Source organism: Microbulbifer sp. CNSA002 (assembly GCF_047324085.1).
Lineage (GTDB): Bacteria > Pseudomonadota > Gammaproteobacteria > Pseudomonadales > Cellvibrionaceae > Microbulbifer.
This window is the reverse complement of the sequence record NZ_CP172449.1, coordinates 5101527-5124956: the sequence shown is the minus strand read 5'-3', so window position 1 is coordinate 5124956 and position 23430 is coordinate 5101527. Positions and strand designations below refer to the sequence as shown.

Sequence of the window (23430 nt, the reverse complement as noted above, 5' to 3'; positions counted from 1 at the left end):
AACGACTAAGGCGAGCGTCACTCTGTGTTTGATATCGGCTTTTTAGAACTATTGGTAGTTGCTGCCGTGGCCCTGTTGGTGGTTGGCCCTGAGCGACTGCCCGATGCGGTGCGTACCACTTCCCGCTGGTGGTCCGGTTTGAAGCGGACCTTACATAGTGCTCGCGAAGAATTGGAGCGAGAGGTTGGAGCCGATGATATACGGCGTGAACTTCACAACGAGCGCATTATGCGTGAGATTGAGGAGAGTCGTCGTGAGATGGAGCAAACCTTTAGCGAAGCCAATAAGGAAGTTCACGACGCGCTTAATCAGCCTGAAAAACCACAAGTTGCAGGGACACCAGTAGAAAAACAGGCAGCTGGAGTAAATCATCCTGAGGCACCAAAGCCTGAAAAGGCGATAGAAGAACCTGCTCATCCTCGTGCAGAGCAGGAGGATTATTTGCCAGAACAGGATGAAACTGCCGAGGAGTTACAGGACCCCGAATACCCGGAGCATTGGCATGATTTTGGGGACCCGGATTTAAACCCGGACCATCCTGAAAACATCGATGAAGATGAAGAAGAAAAACAAGGCGAGAAGAAAACATCGCAACAGGAAAAAGATAGCCAGTCATGAGCGATCAGTCCCAAGATAAACATCAGCCTTTTATCGACCACCTGATCGAACTGCGTGATCGCCTATTGCGAATCCTTTTGGTCGTATTGGTCTTATTTGTCTGCTTGATGCCGTTTGCGTCTGAAATTTATAATTTTATTGCCCACCCACTACAGGAGCGTTTGGCGGGTGATGTTGGAATGATCGCTACAGAGGTGACTTCCACGTTCCTTACTCCGTTCAAAACGACCTTTATAGTTTCTTTTTTTATTGCAATCCCTTTTGTGCTTTACCAGGTTTGGTCATTTATTGCCCCGGGACTGTATAAAAATGAAAAACGTATTGCTATTCCATTATTAATTAGTAGCGTCGCACTTTTTTATATCGGCATTGCATTTGCGTATTTTGTGGTCTTTCCCCTTCTTTTTGATTTCTTTGTTGGAACTGCTCCAGAAGATATTAAGGTAATGCCAGATATGCGCAGTTATCTGGATCTGGTGCTGAAGCTTTTCTTTGCTTTTGGTTTTGCTTTTGAAATTCCTATCGCGACAGTCCTACTGATCTGGAGTGGCGTAGTGGATGCCAAGACCCTGGCAAGTAAGCGCCCTTATGTGATTGTGGGATGCTTTTTAATTGGGATGCTACTGACACCGCCGGATATAATTTCCCAATCCTTATTGGCCTTCCCCATGTGGCTATTGTTTGAGATTGGCATTTTATTTGGGCGTTGGATGAAGTCTTCACCCAAAGATAAGCCTGCTACCTGAGATATAAAAAAGTCACCACTGGGTTTTCAGCGGTTAGCTTCACAGGCAGCGCTTGAGGTATTGCAGTTGCGCTCTCGATAGGGTTACTCACCTGAGAGCGCTAGCTATACGGGTACAACGCCGCACTCTCTTCTCAGTAGCATCAACTCCATCTCTTCCATGACAAGAAGCTTGATGACACGGTTATTTCCCAGCTGCAGGGAGGTTGACCACCCTACCGGCTGTAGAAAGCCCGCTATTAGATACCAGGTCGAGAGATAAACGCTAAACTAGCTTGTGCTTGGTTGCTTACAACAACGATGGAAGCCTAGTTATTTATTGGAACCGGTTGCTTGTGCTGCGATGCGTTCCTGCTCGGCAACAGCTTTTTCAACATTGTTGCGAACCAAGCGAACGAAAAACGCTGCCATCAGGAATATAAAGGCAATAACGGCCAAGCTGAGAAGGCCAGAAAAGCTGGTAAACAGGTCAATTAAAGCATCCATTTTTCTCTCCAAATAGGCTAATGCTTCACCTATGCAGTCTAGGGAGCTGTAATGGAAATCTCTTGACCTAAATCAAGCTGGATCGACTTATTGTAAGAACGACGGGTTGGTCAACGCAGGGTCAGGGCTGCTAGCAGGCAGAGTAAGGACGCGCCACATAAAGAATAAAGATCACTATTTTCTCGCCTGTCAGGCAGAAGCAGCAAAAGCGCCAAAGGTGGCATAAATAGTGCTATCAGCCCCGACAAGGGGTCGCGACTAAAACCAATAAATAGCAGTCGCAACCAGGCAACAGCACCTAAAACCAGGGCAAATACTGTTAAGACGGCTGCCACTGGTGACATGGAATAACCTTTTGCACATGGAATCGTTTGACTGGTGGGTTTCTCTAAGAAAAATACTAATAGGAAAAAGAGTGTATATCAGTATTTCTGATCTTAGGTTTTTAGCGCGCCCCAGAGTTTGGCTGCTCGTATTAGTATTGTTAGGGCTCTACGGGTGCGAGACTGCGGGCTATTACTTCCAGGCTGCAAGCGGTCAATTGCGGATACTCTCTGCCCGGCAGCCGATTGAAGAGCTGGTTCAAGACGGCAATGCCAGTGATCAACTCCAGAAGCAATTACAGCTCGTTCAGGAAATCCGTGCCTATGCAGCACAGGAGTTAAAACTACCAGTGGGGCAAGCCTATAGCTCCTATGTGCAGCTCGATGATGAGTACCCGATATGGAATGTCTTGGCCGCACCAGAGTTTTCCCTGAGCCCCAAACGATGGTGTTACCCCATAGCCGGTTGCGCTAGCTATAGGGGCTACTTCCGCAAATCAGCGGCTATTGCCAAAGCAAACAGCCTGCGGAACCAGGGTTACGATGTCTACCTGGGAGCCGTTCCGGCCTACAGCACCCTGGGTTGGTTTAATGACCCTGTGTTATCAAGCTTTGTGAATTGGACACCGGAGAGACTAGCCGGACTCTTATTTCATGAGTTGGCCCACAGAAGAGTTTATGTGCCGGGTGATACCCGCTTTAATGAGAGCTTTGCTACAGCAGTGTCCGAAATTGCCCTACCTGATTGGCTTCGTAGCCAAGGTCTCTCGAGTTCTGCTGAGGAGACTAAGGCTCAGGCACTGGCGGTACGACAGTTAATGACAGCGACGCGTAAAGAGCTTCAACCAGTTTACCAATCCAACTTGCCCGACGAGGAAAAGCGCCAAGAAAAGGAGGAAATTCTGAGTCGATTGAGGCGTTGCTATTGGCGTATGGCAGCAGAGTGGTCTTACCCCGCGCGCTACCAGGCCTATATAGAGAAAACCAATAATGCTACTTTGGCTTTGGCTGCAGAATATGAATCTTTGGTTCCAGCTTTTCGTCAGCTTTATATTGATAGTAATGGTTGGGAGGACTTTTATAATGCAGCTGAAAGATTGGGTGAGCTCGATAAGGAAGATAGAGAGCAGGAGCTGTTAAGGCTGGCTACTGAATTTAGGCAGAAAAATAACAAACCTAAGAAAGCAATTGTTTTTGATGTCGAAGCTTGTATAAACAACAACGATTTTTATAGAAATTGATTTTCTATACTTTATAAAAATTTATAAATTCAGGTCGTTTTTAATAAATTTTTCGCTGCTTGAAAATTAGTTGTCCTTGGGGTTGCTTACCAAGTGGGGCTTTATAGGTGTGGCGAATCTAAAATTTTTTAATTTATTAAGATATTTGCCTTTTGAGGTCTGGCTCTTCTATTTTGGTTAGGCTGGTTGGTTTTTCTATGGGTTTTTAATATGCTAGCGCATCTGTGTAAATCTGATTTACATTTTTCTTTTAGACTCCCCCTTAATTAATCTTCCTCAGTCAATAAATTAGTATGATTTACCCTAAGTTATTCCATAAATTGTTTCCTTTGGTTGTTTTCCTATGCATCTCTGCTTGTAGTGGCGGGTCATCTAGTAATAAAAAAGACACTATAGATGATGATCCTGAAATTACTATGAACTTAACTATTCAAGGTTATGTTGAGGTTGGTGACTATACCGGGGTGGAAGTGGTATTCCAAATTGAAGATGAAGTTTTTAATGCTGACTTGGATATGTATGGGAATTACACAGTAGAATTGGAGGTCTCTGAGTTAGAGACTGATTCCTTTGTTCAGGCTGAGGCTATTTTCCCTGCTGGTAGCGGCATGAAGCTCGTCAGTGCGCTGGGCTCATTTGAAAGCTTGCTAGAAAAATCTGGGGATGACGCTATTTTAGTTCGTTCTGAATTATTAAGTGTAAATATTACCAGTGTTACTACGGCACTCTCTGCTCTGTTGGAGGTTGAGAATAATGGTACGTTAATATCTGAATCTCAGTATGAGACAGCATATCAACAGCTAAATCCCTATACAGTATTTGATGTAGCTGCATATATTAATTTATTGATCAATAATCCACAGGAAGATAGATTTGCCGTACCTGATGAGTTTGATGACGTATATGAGTTCGCCACAAACTTTAGTCTGATGGCTTTATATATTTCGCAAATTAAAGAAAACTTTTTGGAAGAATTTGAATCGACGAAAATTTCTATTTCCAAGAATCAAAATCTTGTTAGCGCTTCACCATCAATTCTATCCAGTATTGAAGATACTTATTATCTTTTGGGGGATAATTTAAAATTAACACTTCGAGCTGATGGAACAGGAGAAATGATTGGTGCCATGGATAGTGCCATGATTACTTGGGCACAATCCGATGATGGACTTGTTCTTGAAGGGGCAGATCTAGTTACAAGTTATTATTATCATGAGTATGATTTAGCCTTTGTAGAAACTCATATCAGAGTTACCAAATTAAATTGGGTTTCAAATGCGGCTTCTGTCGATTCAGTTATTCTTAATTCTGTTCAATATGAGCACTACCCTGGTGGAGAATATCAAGGTAGTTACTTCATAGAGAAAACTTTAATGAGTTTAGCATTGAGGTCTTCCGCAGAATTAGCTGTATCCAATGTTATTGAGTTGGGGAAAACATATAGTTTGCCTATTGCATCAACAGTTAGTGATATTGTCGACTCCGATAAAGAATTATCGCCAGTTAATGCGGTAATGGTATTGGATATGTCTTTTCATGGTGACTACGAGAATGGCGGAAGGGTTGACATTATTGTTCCTGAACTCTACATCGATGGAACTTCATTTGAAACTGAATTGTCAGGAGTTTGGTTTGTAAATGATCATAATCAACTTACGGTTGAAGTTACAAATAAGAAAACCCTTACCTATACTTTTTTCGATTATAACTCCGATGATTATAATCGAGTCTTTGTTGTGGATGAGTCCTATGAAATAAAACTAACAAAGTTCAGCTCTCTATTTGGCCAGGAGCTAGAGGGTTGGGAAGGACAAGAGGTGCCCGGAATGTATTATATTCCTAATCTTAGCAGGCCTTTCTTCACCGTATTAGAGCACTACTGGGTTGAATTAAATGCCGATGGATCAGTGAGTACAGTACGAGGACTGGATTTAAATCTTGATGGGCAATTTGACGAAAGCGAGATTAATCTAACACCAGGCCTCTGGAGGCTAGAGGAAAATGGTGAGCTAACCATTAGGCATTACTCTCAAGGATCAGAGAGCTGTATCCCAGGCTTATGGGACCCTGATACTATTTCAGAGTGCCAACTCGCTAGAGAGTATAAGTGGGATCTCTATCGAGTTGATGGTGAAAATAGGTTTTATATGAAAAAAACGTTAAAGCACTTTTCTGATATATCAAGTATAAATGGGCAGTTGTCAGTAGAAAACGCTTATATTTATAATTCAAAGATGGAAAAAATATCCGAAAGACCATTCGAGGTTCCGGGAATATAAAGCCCTTTAAATAAAAGTGTATGTAAAAAATCAGGCGGTAGCTGTTAGCGTTACCGCCTCTGGGGCTGGTTTAATTGCATTTAAGTTTGGAGGAATTAGATCTCCCCAGATACTATACAATTAGTTTAGTGAGAAAGCAGTTTCGCCACATCCAGCATCCGATTGGCAAATCCCCATTCATTATCAAACCAAATCAAAATCTTGGCTAAGCGATTCCCCGCTACACGAGTTTGGCTTGCATCAATGATGCCGGAGCGGGGATCGTGATTAAAATCACAGGAAGCGAGAGGTTCTTGGGTAAAACCTAACACACCATTAAATTCAGATTTAGAAACTGATTTTAATAGGGCATTAACATCTTCCCGGCTAACTTCTTTTTGTAGTGAGACTGATAAATCAATCGCGGAAACGTTGACTGTGGGCACTCGCAGGGCTTGTGCCTCAAACTTGTCTGCTAAATTAGGTAATATTCTCTCAATACCCCGGGCCAAGGCCGTATCAACAGGAATAACTGAGCTTACTGCTGAACGCGTCTTTCTCAGATCAGTATGATGATAGGCATCACTTACTGGCTGGTCGTTCATCGCTGAATGGATAGTAGTAATAACTCCAGCTTCTATTCCGAAGGCCTTATCCAGAGCGGCGATAACTGGCACGCTGCAATTAGTTGTACAGGAGGCTGCAGAAATTATTTGCTCTTTGCCGGTTAAAATATGGTCGTTAACCCCGTAAACAATGGTGGCATCGACATCCCGGCTGGCAGGTTGTGAAAACAATACTTTTTTGGCTCCGGCGGCAAGGTGCAACTCTGCGTTACGTCGCTGTTTAAAGCTGCCGGTGCATTCCAGAACGATATCTACTTGATCCCGTCGCCAATCCAGGTCTTCTAACTGCTCGCAATGAGTTACGGCAATAGAATCTCCGTTAACCACAAGGACATCTTTATGCACGGAAACTTCGCCTGAGAAGCGGCCGTGGACAGAATCGTATTTTGTCAGGTGTGCAATGGTGTCGCAGTCAGCCAGTTCATTGATGGCGACTATTTGTAAGTTATCGCGGGCGCCAGACTCATAGAGTGCGCGTAAAACGGAGCGGCCGATACGGCCGTAGCCATTGATGGCAATTCTAGTGGTCATAGCACAACTTTAGGCAGGAGAAAAAATGTCAGCTAAGCGTCTCCGCGCGGCGCTGAGTCAGTGCCGCGCGGGGTTGATACCTAAACGATATTCAGTGGAGAGAACAGTATTACTTCAGCAGTTTTTCTACCGCTTCAGCCACATTGTCCACAGTGAAACCAAAGTAGCGCATCAAGTCGCCGGCAGGGGCAGATTCGCCAAAGGTTTCCATACCGATAATAGCGCCATCGAAACCGACAAACTTATACCAGTAGTCTTTGTGGCTCGCTTCTACCGCTACTCGTGCACGTACCGAAGAAGGCAGTACTGACTCACGATAAGCCTCTTCCTGCTCCATAAACAACTCGGCACAGGGCATGGAAACAACGCGAACTTTCTTGCCAACCAGTTTCTCCTGGGCCGCCATCGCCAGCTCTACCTCGGAGCCAGTGGCAATAATAATGGCTTCAGGAGCACCTTCGCAGTCGGACAGTACGTATCCACCGCGCTCAATCTGAGCCAGCTGTGCGCTGTCGCGATCTTGAGGAGCCAGGCCCTGGCGGCTAAAGACCATGGTGCTGGGGCCCTCTTTGCGCGCGATAGCCATCTTCCAGCTCACTGCGGATTCAGTGGCGTCACAGGGGCGCCAGGTGTGCAGGTTTGGAGTGGCGCGCAAGGCGCTGAGCTGTTCTACCGGCTGGTGAGTCGGGCCGTCTTCTCCCAGGCCAATAGAGTCGTGGGTGTAGACAAAGACCACACGCTGCTTCATCAGTGCGGCCATGCGCACAGCGTTGCGGGCGTATTCCATAAACATCAGGAAGGTAGCGCCGTAGGGCACGAAACCACCGTGCAGAGCGATACCATTCATAATGGCGCTCATACCGAATTCGCGCACACCGTAATAGATGTAGTTGCCGGAGGCATCCTCGGCGCTGACACCTTTGGAGCCTGACCAGATAGTGAGGTTGGAGCCAGCCAGGTCGGCGGAGCCGCCGAGGAATTCGGGCAGCAGCGGGCCGTAGGCGTTGAGAGCGTTTTGGCTGGCTTTGCGAGAGGCGATCTTCTCTGCACTTTCCTGGCAAGCTTTGATGTACTCATCTGCTTTGCTGAGGAAGTCCGCAGGCAGTTCACCGCTCATACGGCGCTCAAATTCGGCTGCCAGCTCCGGGAACTCTTCGCGGTAATCGGCGAGGATATCTTTCCACTCGTCTTCCTGGGCTTCACCTTTGGCTTTGGCATCCCAGCCAGCGTAGATATCTTCGGGGATTTCAAATGGGCCGTGGGCCCAACCGAGGGTTTCGCGAACCAGGGCGATCTCTTCGTCACCCAGCGGTGCACCGTGACACTCTTCGCGCCCCTGTTTGTTCGGGGAGCCGAAGCCGATCACGGTTTTGCAGCAAATAATGGTGGGCTTATCGGTAACAGAGCGCGCTTCTTCAATAGCGGCTTTGATAGCGGCAGAATCGTGGCCATCCACATTGGGGATTACGTGCCAGCCGTAGGATTCAAAGCGCTTGGGCGTGTCGTCGGTGAACCAGCCTTCCACTTCACCATCGATGGAGATGCCGTTGTCGTCATAGAAGGCGACCAGCTTGCCAAGGCCCAGAGTGCCGGCCAGGGAGCAGGCTTCGTGGGAGATACCTTCCATCAGGCAGCCATCGCCCAGGAATACATAGGTGTGATGGTCTACCAGCTCGTAGCCGGGACGATTGAACTGGGCACCCATTATCTTTTCTGCCATTGCCATACCAACAGCGTTGGTGATGCCCTGGCCCAGTGGGCCGGTGGTGGTTTCTACACCAGGGGCATAACCGTATTCGGGATGGCCCGGAGTTTTGGAATGCAGTTGGCGGAAGTTCTGCAGCTCTTCAATCGGCAGATCATAGCCGGACAGGTGCAGCAGGGAATAAAGCAGCATGGAGCCGTGACCATTGGACAGTACAAAGCGGTCGCGATCGGCCCAGCTGGGGTTGACCGGGTTGTGCTTTAAGTAGTCATTCCACAGCACCTCGGCGATATCCGCCATACCCATGGGCGCACCGGGGTGGCCGCTTTTGGCTTTTTGGACCGCGTCCATGGATAGGGCGCGAATGGCGTTGGCCTTTTCAGTGCGAGAGGGAGTAGAAGACATAAGAAGAGCTCTCTGGTTTCTTGGCTAGGGTGCGGCGCTGCTCTGCCGGCAGATTCCCGCAACAACGAAAATGGTGGCGTATTTTCCCGTAAAGGGCGGCCCTGCGCAAAGCTTTGGTGGGGGAATTGTTGTTGAGTGCAGCAACAAACTTCCAATTCCATGCATCAGGCGGCGCCATTAACATCTATATCAAAAATATTTAATAAAGCTATATCAAAACATTTTGATATAGGTGTGCTCCCCTGCTAGACTTCGCCCCATGTCTGAAAATGAGCCAGCTCCCGAACTGAGCCCAGCCGAGGCAATTCCTCAGCTGGCCTTGACCCTGAAAGCCGCCGGAGATCCCCTGCGGCTCGAAATATTGCGCCTGCTCAGCCAGGATTCTTACAGTGTTTTAGAGCTGTGCCGAATCTTCGATTTGCGCCAACCTGCTTTGAGCCATCACTTGAAAGTGCTCGCCCAGGCAGGTCTGGTGAACAAGCACCGCGAAGGTAATAACCTTTTCTACCGGCGCACTGCAGCTACTCCATTGCTGGCACAGCTATTTACAAACCTGGATCATTTGCCTCTGGCCGATGTGCGGGTGCAGGCGGTATCCCGGATTTCTGAGGAGAGAGCGGAAGCATCGCGACGTTTCTTTGCCGATTACGGCAACCGCTTTCGCGAGCAGCAGGAATTGATTGCCAGCTATGACGTATACGGACCACAGGTGGCTCAGCTGCTCAAACCTGGTCGCCATGCCTTGGAAGTTGGGCCTGGAGAAGGTGAATTTCTACAGGAGTTGGCTCAGCGTTTCGCGACAGTGACAGCACTGGATCTGTCTTCTGCAATGTTGGAGCGGGCTCAATCTTTTGCCGATGAACAGGGTATTAAAAATATCGAGTTTGTCTGTAGCGATACTCGCGCTGCTGCGGCACGGCCGGCCAGTGCCGACACCATCGTGGTGAACATGGTGCTGCACCACACTCCTGACCCGGCACAAATTTTTCACGATTTGCACGGCGCCCTAAAAAAGGGCGGGCAGCTTTTAATTGCAGAATTGCAAGAACACAGCCAGGACTGGGCCAGAGAGGCCTGCGGAGATTTATGGTTGGGTTTTGCTCCAGAGCAGTTGAGTGACTGGGCCGCGACTGCCGGCTTACAAGATGGGCGCAGTATTTACAGTGCCCTGCGCAACGGCTTTCAGATCCAGATAAGAGAGTTTATTAAGCCCTGACGGGGGTTTGTCAGGCACAGCCTGAAGTTAAAAGATATTCAACCGCTGCGGCGGGACAATGGAGACCTCAAAATGAGTGAATACAGACTGTTTACCTCAGAATCCGTATCTGAGGGGCACCCGGATAAAATTGCCGACCAGATTTCCGATGCTGTATTGGATGCTCTACTGGCCCGTGACAAGCAGGCGCGGGTTGCCTGTGAAACCCTGGTGAAAACCGGTATTGCTGTTATTGCCGGCGAGATTTCCACCTCTGCCTGGGTGGACTTGGAAGAGCTGGTGCGTAAAGTGATTACCGATATTGGCTACACCTCTTCTGACGTGGGTTATGACGGCGAGACCTGTGGTGTTATCAATGTAATCGGTAAACAATCTGTGGATATCGCACAGGGTGTAGACCGCGCTAAGCCGGAAGACCAGGGTGCTGGGGACCAGGGGTTAATGTTTGGTTATGCGACCAATGAAACTCCCACCTTTATGCCTGCGCCGATCTACTATTCCCACCGTCTGGTTGAGCGCCAGGCTGAAGTGCGTAAATCCGGTCTGCTCCCTTGGTTGCGTCCTGATGCAAAAAGCCAGCTGACCTTCCGTTACGACGAACAGGGCCGCCCCTGCGCGATCGATGCGGTTGTTCTTTCAACCCAGCACAACCCGGATGTCAGCCAAAAAGATCTGCGCGATGCAGTGATGGAGCTGATTGTTCACAACACCTTGCCGCTGGAATGGCTGCATAAAGACACCAAGTTCCATATCAACCCGACGGGCAACTTTGTTATTGGCGGGCCAGTTGGGGACTGCGGTCTCACCGGGCGCAAGATTATCGTCGATACTTACGGTGGCTCCGCTCGCCATGGCGGCGGTGCGTTTTCCGGTAAGGACCCCTCTAAGGTTGACCGCTCTGCCGCTTACGCAGGTCGCTATGTGGCTAAGAACATTGTCGCTGCAGGCTTGGCCAAGCGCTGTGAGATTCAGGTTTCCTACGCCATCGGTGTCGCCGAGCCGACTTCCGTAGCAATTAATACTTTTGGAACCGGTTTGGTACCAGAGGATAAGCTGGTAGAGCTGGTGCGTGAAAACTTTGACCTGCGTCCTTACGCCATCTCCAAATCCCTCGACCTGTTGCACCCGATGTATCAGTTGACCGCAGCTTATGGTCACTTTGGTCGCGATCCGTTTACCCACACTTACAACTGGATCGACAGCAATGGCCAGGAACGCAGTGAGAGCTTTACTGCTTTCCCATGGGAAAAAACCGACAAGGCGGATGCGCTTCGCTCCCAAGCCGGCCTCTAAGTTTCAGAAATAAATATTCATGCCTGCGCCAAAAGCGCGGGCACACAAAATATGCTGGGTACCACTCGGCAAGCAGATAATTTTTGGACTCAAAAACGATGAATCAAATGAGCACTGAATTTAAAGATTACAAAATCGCAGACATTTCCCTGGCCGAGTGGGGGCGCCGTGAAATTGAAATTGCAGAAGGTGAAATGCCGGCACTGATGACCCTGCGTGAGAAATACCGCGCAGAGCAGCCGCTGGCGGGTGCCCGTATCATGGGCTGTATCCACATGACAATCCAGACTGCAGTGCTGATTGAAACTCTGGTCGCACTGGGGGCTGAAGTTCGCTGGTCCTCCTGTAATATTTTCTCCACCCAGGACCACGCCGCTGCTGCCATTGCTGCGCGCGGAATCCCCGTATTTGCCTGGAAAGGTGAAACTGAAGAAGAATACGAGTGGTGCCTTGAGCGCACTATTGGTGCCGATGTTGCCGGCTGGCAACCCAATATTATTTTGGATGACGGTGGCGACCTCACCGAATTGCTGCACCGCGAATACCCGCAACTTCTCGATGCTTGCCACGGTGTGAGTGAAGAGACCACCACTGGCGTACACCGCCTGCAGGATATGCTGCGCGAAGGCACCCTGAAGATTCCTGCGATCAACGTCAATGACGCTGTGACCAAGAGCAAGAACGACAACAAATATGGCTGTCGCCACAGTCTCAACGACGCCATCAAGCGCGCCACTGACCACTTGCTCTCTGGTAAGCGAGCGCTGGTTATTGGTTACGGCGACGTAGGTAAAGGTTCCGCAGCATCCCTGCGCCAGGAAGGCATGATCGTACGAGTTTCTGAAGTGGACCCGATCTGTGCGATGCAGGCTTGTATGGACGGCTTCGAGCTGGTTTCCCCCTACATCGACGGCGTTAATACTGGTACCGCTGAGGGTATTAACAAACAGCTGCTGGCCAATACAGACCTGATCGTTACTACAACTGGCAACGTAAACGTTTGCGATGCCCACATGCTTTCCGCCCTGAAGAGTGGCGCGGTGGTTTGTAATATTGGTCACTTCGATAATGAAATCGACACCGCCTTTATGCGTGAAAACTGGGAGTGGCAGGAAGTTAAGCCGCAGGTACATAAGGTGGTTCGCAATAGCGAAACCAATGATCACTTGCTGCTGCTGTCTGAAGGCCGCCTGGTAAACCTCGGCAACGCTACTGGCCATCCGAGTCGCATCATGGATGGCTCTTTTGCCAACCAGGTTCTCGCCCAGATCCATTTGTTCAAAGAAAAGTTTGCTGACTTACCGGCAGATCAAAAAACTTCAGCGCTGTATGTAAAAGTGCTGCCTAAGCACCTGGATGAAGAAGTTGCACGCTATATGGTTGAGGGTTTTAGTGGTGTTATTACCCGTATGACCGAGCAACAAGCTAACTATATCGGTGTTTCAGTTGAAGGTCCGTTCAAACCTGAAAGTTATAAGTACTAATCACCCCTAACTAAAAGGTGCCGGTATCGCCGGCACCTGAATTGTGCGGGGTTGGAGAAATATAATGAAAGACTCCATTCGCATAAGTTTCGAATTTTTCCCTCCAAAAACGCCAGAGGGTCGCGAGAAGCTATACAAAACTCGCGAAGCGCTCCAGGCATTTAATCCTGAATTTTTTTCTGTTACCTATGGTGCTGGTGGCACCACGAGAGATACAACGTCGAGTATTGTGACCAATATGCGACGTGATGGTATTTCCATTGCCCCTCATTTATCGTTTGGTGGTGACAATGAAGAGACCATACTGGGTTTGTTAAATGAATATGAAGAGGCGGGAATTAATCGAATAGTTGCACTGCGTGGTGATATGCCATCGGGCATGGGGGCGGTGGCGCAACTGGTTTATGCGAATGAATTAGTCGCTTTTATTCGCCGACATACTGGTGATCAATTTCATCTTGAAGTAGCTGCATACCCTGAGATACACCCTGAGTCGAACAGCTATGATGATGATATACGTTATCTTAAAGGCAAGTTCGAGGCGGGGGCCAATAGTGCTCTTACCCAGTATTTCTATAATCCAGATTCTTATTTTTATTTCATTGATCAGTGTGAGAAGGCTGGCATAGACGCGCCTATTTACCCCGGTATTATGCCTATAGCTAATTTTGCTAACCTTGTGCGTTTCTCTCGCAATTGTGGTGCAGAAATCCCAAGATGGTTGGTTAAACGTATGGAAAGCTATCGTAATTCTGATGATATTCGAAAGCTTGGATTGGAAGTAGTGACTGATCTCTGCGAAACTTTGTTAGAGGGAGGAGCGCCAGGCCTGCACTTCTATACCATGAATCAGGCTGGTATGAGCGCTGAAATTTTAAGGGCGTTGAGCATTTCTTTAGAATAAAATATAGATTTAGGCCCGATAAAATTCGGGCAAAAATCTAAAAAACTATCAAAATACTAGAGGTCTTGAGGGCCTTATTTATCCTTAAAGTAAGAGATCATTGACTCAAACAGTTTATTTTGATGCTCGAAGAAAAAAGTATCTGAAAGCGATCTGCACCATCTTGTTCAATATATTTTGAGTCTTTACTATATATTTTTCTAGCGCCTTGCGGTATTTTTCGCGTGAATTGGTGGCGCGTACTGGTCTACACAGAAATGGATTAGTAGAAGTGGGATGTTTACATATTTTGCATGTTCCAGTAGCGAAATGCAGTCTACCCACATTTCGTACGTATACGATAGCGATATTAGTTCATTTGCATTAAGGTGGCTGGAACAGCTGCTCCAGCTATTGTGCAATGATGGATTTTATCTTTTCGACTTAAAAGAATTTAATTATTTGAGACTAGGCTTTATCATCAATTGTAATGAGATCGGTTTCGTATATCTAAAAAAGAGGAGGCCACTAGATAATGAGTGGCCTCGTATCTACGAATTTATTTTTTTGCTAAATTACAATCCTCATTTAAGTAGCTAATCATTGACTCAAAAAGATCTTTTTGATGGTTAAAGAAAAGTGTATTTGAGAAATGATCGGCACCTTCTAGTACAAGGTACTTATAATCTTTTTCGTGCTTATCTAGGGCCTTTCTATACTTCTCTGCATGAATCAATGGTACGCGCTGATCTACACTTCCATGAATAATTAGCAAGGGAATATTTACATCGGCAGCGTGTTCTATCGGGGATATACTATCTCCCCACATGGTGAGCTGTTCCTCTTTCTGAGCTCCTCGCATACGATAGCGATAGTAATTCACTTGCATTTGAGGGTCTGAAACTGCTGCTCCAGCAATGGCACACTGGTATATTTGATCCTCTCTACTCGCAGCAATAAGAGCTGCATAACCACCATATGACCAACCAAAAATTGCCATTCGTTTAGGGTCTGCAAGTCCTTCATCGACTAAATAGAGCATCCCATCATCTTTGTCATCCTGCATTTTGTGGCCACCCTGACCGCCATCCTTAAATGCAGATTTGTAGTGCTCCATTCCATACCCCATTGAGCCTCGGTATTGTGGTTGGAGCACTAAGTAGCCGTTGTTAGCCAACATTTGCGCCCACTCGTCATAAATTACCACTTCGGATACAAAAGGTCCTCCATGTGGCATTACGACAGCAGGGAAAGGAGGTTCTCCATTTGGTATGGTCAGGTATGCAGGTATATTTTTACCATCACGGGATTTATACTCAATATAACGTACTTCTGAAAGCTGGTCTGCTTCGAGTAGAGGTTGGCGGCTACCAATTTTTCTCAGTTTTCCTTTATGTAATAAATAGAATGAACCGGGATCATGAGAACCAGTGTTTGTAATAATCAGAGAGTTTCCGGATCGATCTCTGCTAGTTATTCTTGTGAATTCTGAATTAGGTATAACTCCTTGTATTTGGTTGGCCATTGCAGAACTGATGGGGTCTAAATATTCAGTTTTCACCCCATCTTTATAGTAATATACACCCGCTATAGTATCTGGATTTGTCCATTTATTACTATGGTAAGTAACTCCAGCAATATCTACATCGTTTCTTAAGTATATTGCTTCAGAAAATTTCTTTTTGGCAATATTGAATTCCCAAAGGCCTACTTTATCTTTTCCGTTATTTGCTCTTACGAAAAAAATTTCTGGATTTTTTTCGTCGAAGCCATTTACTTCAAATGTCTCAAAACTGTCTTCACTAAGCCTATAAATTTCTTGCCATTCTTTTTTATTTGTTACTCTTTCATACCAAACATATTCACCCTCAGAAATATCAAAACCCCTAGCTAGCCAGGGATTTCCCTTCCCATCAAATTCTACCGCCCCTAGAGCAAGCTTTCCGCGCAAAATTAGTTTTTTACTTCCAGTTTTCAGGTCTAATTCATAATATGTTTGTGGTCTAAATGCCTCTTTTATCTTATTGTTATCCCCGCCCGGAAAAAATGAATATATAATTTTATTTTTCTTTTCTGGTAGTAGATGCTCTACTCTTGCCCCCATGTGATCATATTTTTTTAATTTTTTCTTTTTAATATCCAGAGATGCAATAATTCCTTCATAGACCCCCTGGTTAAATCCATCGATTTTTTTTCTGACTTGTTGTCGGAGGTTCATGATTATTACGTCATTTGAGGCCCAATAGAATCGTGTGATTTCCATTGGATCAGAATTGACTCTATAGGGCGTTTTCTCCATTGAATTTGTATCATAGATTTCAATTATTGGAGATCCGTCCTTAGTTGGTATTTTAATTAATGCCAGGTGCTTTCCGTCAGGAGATATTTCTACATTTCTTATTACATCTCGAAGTGCCCAATACTCTAGAGGGTAGGGGGAGTTGGCCTGAGAGACCGATGAAAATAAGAGTGTTGTTAGTAGTGAGAAATATATACAAATATTGTAATTAAGTTTATTCATCTGGTGTTTACTCGAAATACAAATAAAAAAGGCCCGCATAGCGGGCCTAAAAAACTAAAGCAAATTAGAAATTCATTTGCATATTCATAAATATGGTGCGGCCCTGTAAATCATAGCCATAACCAATTGGTGAATTATTGATGGATAGAATTTCGTCGCCATCTACTTCAGGAGGTGCTTCATTAAATATGTTGTTAACACCAATGCCTGCTGTCCAGGTGTCTGCGTAATAATATAGTGATGCATTATGAACTATGTAATCATCAGCATAACCAACATCACGACAGTCAGTACCACCATTCGCTTCACCAATACAGGTATCAGAGCTATAACCTGTTTCATTGGTATCATAGATATCACTAAACTCATCCAAATATAATGCGTTTTGCTCTACAGAGCTGATATAGCGTGAGCTCCAGGTGAAGCGGAAATCATCATATTCTGCTTGTAGCTGACTGCTGCCAGTCCACTTAGCATAACCAAATCCACCGGAGTAGTCTTCAAAGTCCTCAATGCCTTGATCATTGATGTAGGTAAATGATCTTTCCAGCATGCGGTTAACATTAATGCTGGCAGATAGCTCGATAGGAGCGCCAAAGATTGTTACTGGTTGCTCATAGCGGATGTTATAGTCGATGCCTCTGGACACCTCTATATCGCGATTAATAAAGCCCGCATCAATAGAAGTTATAAAGCCTTCGTCATTGCGCTCTATCAGACCACAGAATGAGCTTTGAACTGCACTTGTATAACAGTCGTTTACAAGATATTGATGAGATGGCTCAACAATTGCGTTCTCAATTTCAATATCATAATAAGTCATGCCAATAGTTAGACCAAAGGCATCAAAGAAAGGCTGCTCCCAAGAGAATCCAAGCGTATAAGACTCAGAAGTTTCGGCTTCTAGCTCCAGTGAGCCACCTGAAATAATTTCAGATGAATAGGTGGCAAGGCCGTTATTGTCTAGTGCCGTGGGGTCCACACCATTAGCAATACAATTTGCCAGAACTTCTGGTGCGCGTGTATCCAAGTCAGCGTTATAGCCGTTACCAGTTACGTTATCAATTGCTGCCTCTGGAATAACACAGGGGTCTGTAACGTCATTAAACCCTGTTTGTCCTTTGAGGAAGTTCTCGCGTAAGTTTGGAGCGCGGTATGAAGTACCAAAAGTACCCCGTAAGAGCAAGGAGTTAACAGGGCGATACCCTAACTTAACAGATTCTGTCCAGTCGCCGCCATAGTACTCATCATCGGTGAAACGAGCAGACAAATTAGCTGTAAGCTCTTCAGCCATGAATTTACCCGCTAGCAAAGGAATTTCTAACTCTGCGTAAGCTTCACGAGTATCTTTGTGACCGGTAGCACCCTTATCAGATGTATAGCCAAAGAATAAACCCTCAGCTGCTACATCGTTCGGAATTGACTTAATACGGTCATTACGGAACTCAAGTCCGAGAACCAAAGCCATATCGCCAGCTGGAAGGCTTAAAATATTACCTGATGCAAAGGCGGATAAAATAGTCTGATAGTACTCGGTACGGAACTTCCGCTCTCCAAATACGTAATCTCTTTCTTCTTGGGTAGCAAAATCCCCAATAACCCCGTCGTATAGTGAACCTGCATAGAGGTTAACGGGTACGCAGCCATCAGTGCCATCACCACAAATATAGTTTCCAGGATTATTTGGATCTTCTACAGTTGTGTTCAATGAATGCATCAAACGGTCTTCACGTATCCCCCAAGTCGTGGATCTACCATCGGACTTACTAAATGAAGCATAAGTTTCAAACGACCAGTCTGACATAGTGCCAATATTAAGCATTGGCAGGTCTCCACGAAGACCGGTCACAAAACGAAGGCTTTCCAGGCTTACTTCAGTTTTATTTCTGTCTCCACGCACCGCAACGATAGGCGTTGTTGACTGAGCACCGAGTGCACCATTTAAAAGACCAAAGTCACTTGGTGAGCCACCGTAGTATGCAGCAAAGTCGTCTACGATATTTGGGTTAGTAAGTAGGGCATCATAAGCTAGGCCGCAGTCAACTCCATTTACCCCATCAGGATTACAGATGTTGTAGGGATTCTCAGCTGGAACATCAGGGAATAGTTGGGAGGCTCCAGTATTAACAAAGGTATTTCTTTGAGAGTATAGGGTTTCAAAAAATGGAGTAAGGTTCATTTCTCCATCGAAAGTGTACTCACCGAAGGCCATGAAGCTTGCACGATCTTGTTCTGGGTAGAGATGTGCAAAGTTTTCGCGACCGTTCAAGCTATAGTCCAGGAAGGAAACGTCAGTAACGCCATCCCCATTGCCATCAGCCCCTACTGCATAAAGGTTAGACTCAGAGAAGTTACTCCAACCTCCATTGCTTTGGCCTGGTGTATAGTAGATGCTGCCTGCACCCGGTACACTTACACGACCGGCGAGAAGCCCGACATTACAGCCGCCTTGCCAGTCCATTCCATAATTAGTGCTGTAATAAGCATCACTTTTATAGATGTTTCCGTCACGACCTACTTCAATATTCTGTTCACAACCTGATGTCCATTCACGATCAGCATAAGTAACAGCATCGCTTTCGAAATATTCAGCACCGAAGCCTATAAAACCGCGATCGTAATTTTTACCCCAGCTAAGGCTGAAAGTGTTTTCTTCGCCGCTGTCCTGGGTAGGATTAGTCGAGAAAAACTCGAAATCAAAGCCATCAAAATCTTTCTTCAGGATGACATTTGTTACACCGGCAACCGCATCTGAGCCATAAACAGAGGAGGCGCCATCAAGCAACATGTCATATTGCTGAACTAAGGAAGAGGGGATCAGATTTAAGTCTGGAGCACTAGGAGCACCACCTACACCTGAAGGGGCTAAGCGTCTACCATTGAGCAAGACAAGGGTACGTCCAGAACCAAGGCCTCTAAGGCTTACAGTTGATGAACCTGGCCCGTTATCAAGTACATACCCAGAAAAAGTTAAGTCAATTTGCTGGCCTGAAGCGGCCTGACTGTTTTGCAAGATAGACGAAGCATCAATTAAGCCAGCTGCTCTAGTCCCTTCTGTATCAATAATCTGAAGGGGGGACACACTGGAAAAGGTATCACGAGAGATACGTGATCCAGTAACCATAACCTCTTCAACTTCATTCTGAGAACTGGACTCTGCAATTTCAACTTCTTTTGCAGAAACATCTTCTTGAGTTAACTTATCTTCCCCCTCTTGAGCAAAACTTGGAAATGCTGTTAAAGAAAAAGTACCAGCGATTGCTAGACTTAAAAAGCTCTTTTTAAACTTGTGTTCCACTTAACCCTCCAAAGAAACGTGCCTAATATTTTAAATATAATGTTGTGACTTTTTTGCCACTTATTATTAGTGGAGGATAGATATTAACTGTTAGATTCGATAGTCTCGAGTAGTTTAATATAAATTAAACAAAACAAACTAAGCATCATTTACTTTACCTTTCGGTGAAATATTTATCACTAATTTGCCAGCCCGACTAGGATGAGTTTCCTGTTTTTTTGACCTTCATAGTGTTTTTTTAACGGAAAGAACGTTCTTTTTGATCTGCCCGGCAGTTTTTTTGTGCCAAGTTGACTGTTAATTGATCTGTTTTTGGCAGCAGTACTAGAACAAAATAGGATATTGATCCTTTGCTGACATTTGTGACTGTTGTAGATTCTCTTTCGTCAGACTTTTGCATAGAGAAGCATCTCTTGAGATTAAAGAGTATCCAGTTAAAAACGGGGAGTAATTGGCTTGGGTATAATTCTTTATTATATTTGAATGTAACTTCTACTTTCTGAAAGTAACTGTATTGCATATTAAGTCCTCCAATTCGCTAAGCAGAAGAAAGACTCTTTTAACTGGCTATGAACTTAATTTATTGAGGTTATTAGGTACGAATAATGCGGGATTATAATCCTCCAGCAGACCCGTTTATTTCAGTGCTGTATAAGGATGAAGCACTACTCATCTTAGAAAAACCCAGTGGACTTCTTAGTGTTCCGGGAAGAAGCGCTGATCATAAAGACAGTTTGGCCGGTCGAGCGCAATCACTATATCCAGATGCATTAACTGTCCATCGATTGGATATGGATACTTCAGGACTAATCGTAATGGCACGCAGTGTTGAGGTGCATAAGGCGCTGAGCACTTTATTTCAAAATCGTGAGGTTGAGAAAACCTACTATGCACGAGTATGGGGTGTGCCGGAAAATGCAAATGGTGAAGTGAATTTACCCCTTATTTGTGACTGGCCAAATAGGCCAAGGCAAAAAGTAGATTTTGCCGAGGGCAAGCCATCTCTAACTCGCTGGGAGAAAGTCTCCAGCTCTGAAAACAGTAGCTTGATTCGACTTATGCCAGTTACTGGACGCTCTCACCAACTCCGCGTGCATATGCAGGCAATAGGACATCCAATATTGGGGGACCCCTTTTATGCCCATCTTGATGCGTTGAAGGGGGCTTCGAGGCTACTGTTACATGCTAGCGAGCTGAAATTTTCTCACCCTGTAAGTGGAGAAGCTTTACATTTTACTAGCGAGTTGCCCGGAGAGTTTTTAATTGAATAATATGCCAAGAGGGGTTGTCAGAGAGATATAAAAAGGGCGGCCATTTGGCCGCCCTTTTTATCGGTTATTTTTTATTCTTCATCGCGGCCATCAAAATATCACCCATGCTACCACGGCCATTACCTTGGCCCCCTTTCTGGGAGCTGTTGCCCTGCTGCTTGTTGTAGCGCTGGGCTTGGCGGTTTTCGCGCTGGTCACCCTTTTTAATACCGCCACTACCTTGCTCACCGGGCTCGTCAGATAAGCGCATGGACAGGCCGATACGTTTGCGGGCAACGTCCACTTCCATCACTTTAACTTTGACAATATCACCGGCTTTTACGATTTCGTGAGGGTCTTTAACGAACTTCTCTGAGAGTGCAGAGATATGTACCAGGCCATCCTGGTGAACACCGATATCCACGAAGGCACCGAAGTTGGTAACGTTGGTGACTGTCCCCTCGAGTACCATTGCCGGGCGTAGATCTTTAATTTCCTCTACGCCCTCTTCAAATTTGGCCGTGCGGAATTCTGGGCGCGGGTCACGGCCAGGTTTTTCCAGTTCGGCGATAATATCGGTAACGGTAGGTACACCGAATTTTTCGTCGGTATAGTCTGCCGGATTCAGTCGGCGCAGGAAGCCGGAGTCGCCGATAAGGCTGTTAATTTCACGGCTATTTTTTTCGGCAATGCGTTTAACCACGATATAGGACTCGGGGTGCACACCGGATTTATCCAGCGGATTTTCACCGTTATTAATACGCAGGAAGCCGGCGGCCTGTTCAAATGCCTTGGGCCCTAAACGCGGAACTTCCATCAGTTGCTTACGATTTTTGAAAGCGCCGTTCTGGTCGCGGTAGCTGACGATATTGTTGGCAATAGATGCAGTCAGGCCGGAAACCCGAGCCAGCAGCGGTGCAGAGGCGGAGTTCAGCTCAGCGCCGACACCGTTTACACAGTCCTCAACCACTGCGTCCAATGAGCGGGCCAGTTGAGTCTGGGAAACGTCGTGCTGATACTGGCCAACACCAATGGATTTGGGTTCGATTTTCACCAATTCTGCCAGCGGGTCCTGCAGGCGACGGGCGATGGAGATGGCTCCACGGATAGTCACGTCAAGATCCGGGAATTCCCGCGCAGCAAATTCAGAGGCGGAGTAAACGGAAGCACCGGCTTCGTTAACCACAACTTTTTGAGCTGTCAGCTTATATTGCTTAATGGTTTCCCCGACGAATTTGTCGGTTTCGCGGCTGGCGGTGCCGTTGCCAATGGCGATCAGGCCCACATTGTATTTATTACACAGGGCAGCAATAACCGCTGCAGACTCCTGGTGACGATTCTGTGGCGGGTTGGGGAAGATAGCGGTGTGATCGAGTATCTTGCCGGTGGCATCGACCACGGCGACTTTGACCCCGGTGCGCAGGCCCGGGTCGAGGCCGATAGTGGCCTTTTGCCCGGCCGGAGCTGCCAGCAGCAGGTCTTTCAAGTTGCGGGAGAATACCTTGATGGCCTCCTCCTCTGCTTTCTCACGCAGCTCACCCATCAGATCAGTTTCCAGTGCGGTCAGCAGCTTGATTCGCCAGGTCCAGCGCACCACTTCGCCGAGCCATTTGTCTGCAGGTCGTCCCTCGTCGGTGATATCCACATGGCGGGCAATCATGGCTTCGCAGGGATGGCTGGCGGTTGGGGAGGCCCCTTCTTCTTCAGCGAGGCCCACACTGATGGCGAGCACGCCCTCGTTGCGGCCGCGGAAAATAGCCAGGGCGCGGTGGGAGGGCACCTTGGACCAATCTTCGGCGTATTCAAAATAGTCGCGGAACTTGGCCCCTTCCTCTTCTTTGCCTTCGAGCAGTTTGGATTTCACCTGTCCGTCGCGCTTGAGGAATTCACGCAGCTTGCCCAGCAGCTCGGCGTCTTCGGCAAAGCGTTCCATCAGGATAAATTTGGCTCCATCCAGAGCGGCTTTGATGTCTTTGACGTGAAGGGAGGCGTCTTCGTTGTCGGTGTTGAGGTATTGCTCTGCTTCGGCTGCGGGGTCGAGGGAGGGGTTGTTGGTCAGTGCATCGGCCAGTGGCTCCAGTCCAGCCTCGATGGCGATTTGTCCTTTGGTGCGGCGCTTGGGTTTGTAGGGGAGGTAGAGGTCTTCGAGGCGATTCTTGGTGTCGGCACTGTTAATTTGTTGTGACAACTCTGGAGTCAGCTTGCCCTGCTCATCGATGCTTTTCAGGATGGCAGCGCGGCGCTCTTCCAGTTCGCGCAGATAGCGCAGTCGGTCTTCCAAGGTGCGCAGCTGGGTGTCGTCCAGGGCTCCTGTCACCTCTTTCCGGTAGCGCGCAATAAATGGGACTGTGGCTCCTTCATCGAGCAGGGATACTGCGGCGGTAACCTGTTGTGGTCTGACATTGAGTTCTTCGGCGATGCGAACGTTGATATCCAGCATTTGATGTTTACATCCGTTTTCCGGGAAATTTCGTACCGTTAAGGGCGATGTTGGACCAGTAAGTAGCCTTTCAGTTTCCGTGGTATTTGGCGGGTAAACGAGAGGGC

General features: G+C 46.8%; 17 protein-coding genes. 9 read left to right on the top strand and 8 right to left on the bottom strand.

From position 1 onward, the window contains the following. Positions 1-24 precede the first annotated feature (24 nt). Both tatB and tatC read left to right on the top strand, forming a co-directional pair. A complete protein-coding gene (tatB, locus tag ACG1BZ_RS22645) occupies positions 25-618 on the top strand; it encodes a Sec-independent protein translocase protein TatB (protein ID WP_282930679.1) in 594 nt (197 codons plus the stop codon). Beyond that, complete coding sequence (gene tatC / locus ACG1BZ_RS22640) at positions 615-1364, top strand: twin-arginine translocase subunit TatC (RefSeq protein WP_413663789.1); 750 nt, start codon at positions 615-617, stop codon at positions 1362-1364. The genes tatB and tatC overlap by 4 nt, the downstream gene beginning before the upstream one ends. Before the next feature lie 311 nt (positions 1365-1675). On the opposite strand, the gene ACG1BZ_RS22635 is transcribed toward tatC, so the two are convergent. Together ACG1BZ_RS22635 and ACG1BZ_RS22630 are read right to left on the bottom strand one after the other, a co-directional pair. Continuing rightward, the gene (locus tag ACG1BZ_RS22635) at positions 1676-1849 is read right to left on the bottom strand and encodes a DUF3149 domain-containing protein (RefSeq protein WP_282930681.1); all 174 of its coding nucleotides are present in this window, start codon (positions 1847-1849) and stop codon (positions 1676-1678) included. A 110-nt stretch (positions 1850-1959) separates the two neighbouring features. Beyond that, positions 1960-2193 (bottom strand): hypothetical protein, encoded by a 234-nt coding sequence (locus tag ACG1BZ_RS22630; RefSeq protein ID WP_413663788.1) that lies wholly within the window; start codon positions 2191-2193, stop codon positions 1960-1962. Positions 2194-2264: 71 nt separating this feature from the next. Between ACG1BZ_RS22630 and ACG1BZ_RS22625 the strand changes: the two genes are divergently transcribed. Next, positions 2265-3413, top strand: a complete 1149-nt coding sequence (locus tag ACG1BZ_RS22625) for an aminopeptidase (protein ID WP_413663787.1) — start codon at positions 2265-2267, stop codon at positions 3411-3413. Between the two features lie 293 nt (positions 3414-3706). Next, entirely contained in the window at positions 3707-5692 is a 1986-nt protein-coding gene (locus ACG1BZ_RS22620) for a hypothetical protein (RefSeq protein ID WP_413663786.1), read from the top strand. A gap of 125 nt (positions 5693-5817) precedes the next feature. Here the strand turns inward: ACG1BZ_RS22620 and gap are convergent, their stop codons facing one another. Continuing rightward, positions 5818-6828, bottom strand: coding sequence for a type I glyceraldehyde-3-phosphate dehydrogenase (gene gap / locus ACG1BZ_RS22615; RefSeq protein ID WP_413663785.1), 1011 nt, complete (start codon positions 6826-6828; stop codon positions 5818-5820). Between the two features lie 109 nt (positions 6829-6937). Continuing rightward, positions 6938-8938 (bottom strand): transketolase, encoded by a 2001-nt coding sequence (gene tkt, locus ACG1BZ_RS22610; protein WP_413663784.1) that lies wholly within the window; start codon positions 8936-8938, stop codon positions 6938-6940. 259 nt (positions 8939-9197) lie between these two features. Here tkt and ACG1BZ_RS22605 point away from each other — a divergent pair, with 259 nt between their 5' ends. The 4 genes from ACG1BZ_RS22605 (at position 9198) to metF (ending at position 13835) form a co-directional block, all read left to right on the top strand. Continuing rightward, complete coding sequence (locus ACG1BZ_RS22605; RefSeq protein ID WP_108734975.1) at positions 9198-10154, top strand: metalloregulator ArsR/SmtB family transcription factor; 957 nt, start codon at positions 9198-9200, stop codon at positions 10152-10154. A gap of 72 nt (positions 10155-10226) precedes the next feature. Then, complete coding sequence (metK, locus tag ACG1BZ_RS22600; RefSeq protein WP_282930687.1) at positions 10227-11447, top strand: methionine adenosyltransferase; 1221 nt, start codon at positions 10227-10229, stop codon at positions 11445-11447. Between the two features lie 107 nt (positions 11448-11554). Then, positions 11555-12931, top strand: a complete 1377-nt coding sequence (gene ahcY / locus ACG1BZ_RS22595; RefSeq protein ID WP_369974263.1) for an adenosylhomocysteinase — start codon at positions 11555-11557, stop codon at positions 12929-12931. Between the two features lie 64 nt (positions 12932-12995). Next, entirely contained in the window at positions 12996-13835 is an 840-nt protein-coding gene (gene metF, locus ACG1BZ_RS22590; protein ID WP_413663783.1) for a methylenetetrahydrofolate reductase [NAD(P)H], read from the top strand. A gap of 538 nt (positions 13836-14373) precedes the next feature. Here metF and ACG1BZ_RS22585 read toward each other — a convergent pair. The 3 genes from ACG1BZ_RS22585 to ACG1BZ_RS22575 all read right to left on the bottom strand — a co-directional run bounded on the left by ACG1BZ_RS22585 (position 14374) and on the right by ACG1BZ_RS22575 (position 20153). Continuing rightward, the gene (locus tag ACG1BZ_RS22585; RefSeq protein ID WP_413663782.1) at positions 14374-16335 is read right to left on the bottom strand and encodes an alpha/beta hydrolase family protein; all 1962 of its coding nucleotides are present in this window, start codon (positions 16333-16335) and stop codon (positions 14374-14376) included. 64 nt (positions 16336-16399) lie between these two features. Beyond that, positions 16400-19633, bottom strand: coding sequence for a TonB-dependent receptor domain-containing protein (locus ACG1BZ_RS22580; RefSeq protein WP_413663781.1), 3234 nt, complete (start codon positions 19631-19633; stop codon positions 16400-16402). Between the two features lie 238 nt (positions 19634-19871). Next, positions 19872-20153, bottom strand: coding sequence for a hypothetical protein (locus ACG1BZ_RS22575; RefSeq protein ID WP_413663780.1), 282 nt, complete (start codon positions 20151-20153; stop codon positions 19872-19874). A gap of 85 nt (positions 20154-20238) precedes the next feature. On the opposite strand from ACG1BZ_RS22575, the gene ACG1BZ_RS22570 reads away from it, so the two are divergent. Continuing rightward, positions 20239-20904: a pseudouridine synthase gene (locus ACG1BZ_RS22570; protein WP_413663779.1), complete on the top strand. Its 666-nt coding sequence runs from the start codon at positions 20239-20241 to the stop codon at positions 20902-20904. A 64-nt stretch (positions 20905-20968) separates the two neighbouring features. On the opposite strand, the gene ACG1BZ_RS22565 is transcribed toward ACG1BZ_RS22570, so the two are convergent. Continuing rightward, positions 20969-23323: a Tex family protein gene (locus ACG1BZ_RS22565; RefSeq protein ID WP_413665902.1), complete on the bottom strand. Its 2355-nt coding sequence runs from the start codon at positions 23321-23323 to the stop codon at positions 20969-20971. Positions 23324-23430 lie beyond the last annotated feature (107 nt).

What these genes read in the sequence shown, in the direction of transcription:
- metK (WP_282930687.1), top strand. Translation starts at nt 10,227, where the DNA reads ATGAGTGAATACAGACTGTTTACCTCAGAATCCGTATCTGAGGGGCAC.
- ACG1BZ_RS22585 (WP_413663782.1), bottom strand. Translation starts at nt 16,335, where the DNA reads ATGAATAAACTTAATTACAATATTTGTATATATTTCTCACTACTAACA.
- tatC (WP_413663789.1), top strand. Translation starts at nt 615, where the DNA reads ATGAGCGATCAGTCCCAAGATAAACATCAGCCTTTTATCGACCACCTG.
- ACG1BZ_RS22620 (WP_413663786.1), top strand. Translation starts at nt 3,707, where the DNA reads ATGATTTACCCTAAGTTATTCCATAAATTGTTTCCTTTGGTTGTTTTC.
- ahcY (WP_369974263.1), top strand. Translation starts at nt 11,555, where the DNA reads ATGAGCACTGAATTTAAAGATTACAAAATCGCAGACATTTCCCTGGCC.
- ACG1BZ_RS22570 (WP_413663779.1), top strand. Translation starts at nt 20,239, where the DNA reads ATGCGGGATTATAATCCTCCAGCAGACCCGTTTATTTCAGTGCTGTAT.
- ACG1BZ_RS22630 (WP_413663788.1), bottom strand. Translation starts at nt 2,193, where the DNA reads ATGTCACCAGTGGCAGCCGTCTTAACAGTATTTGCCCTGGTTTTAGGT.
- ACG1BZ_RS22605 (WP_108734975.1), top strand. Translation starts at nt 9,198, where the DNA reads ATGTCTGAAAATGAGCCAGCTCCCGAACTGAGCCCAGCCGAGGCAATT.
- ACG1BZ_RS22635 (WP_282930681.1), bottom strand. Translation starts at nt 1,849, where the DNA reads ATGGATGCTTTAATTGACCTGTTTACCAGCTTTTCTGGCCTTCTCAGC.
- ACG1BZ_RS22565 (WP_413665902.1), bottom strand. Translation starts at nt 23,323, where the DNA reads ATGCTGGATATCAACGTTCGCATCGCCGAAGAACTCAATGTCAGACCA.
- tkt (WP_413663784.1), bottom strand. Translation starts at nt 8,938, where the DNA reads ATGTCTTCTACTCCCTCTCGCACTGAAAAGGCCAACGCCATTCGCGCC.
- gap (WP_413663785.1), bottom strand. Translation starts at nt 6,828, where the DNA reads ATGACCACTAGAATTGCCATCAATGGCTACGGCCGTATCGGCCGCTCC.
- metF (WP_413663783.1), top strand. Translation starts at nt 12,996, where the DNA reads ATGAAAGACTCCATTCGCATAAGTTTCGAATTTTTCCCTCCAAAAACG.
- ACG1BZ_RS22575 (WP_413663780.1), bottom strand. Translation starts at nt 20,153, where the DNA reads ATGCAATACAGTTACTTTCAGAAAGTAGAAGTTACATTCAAATATAAT.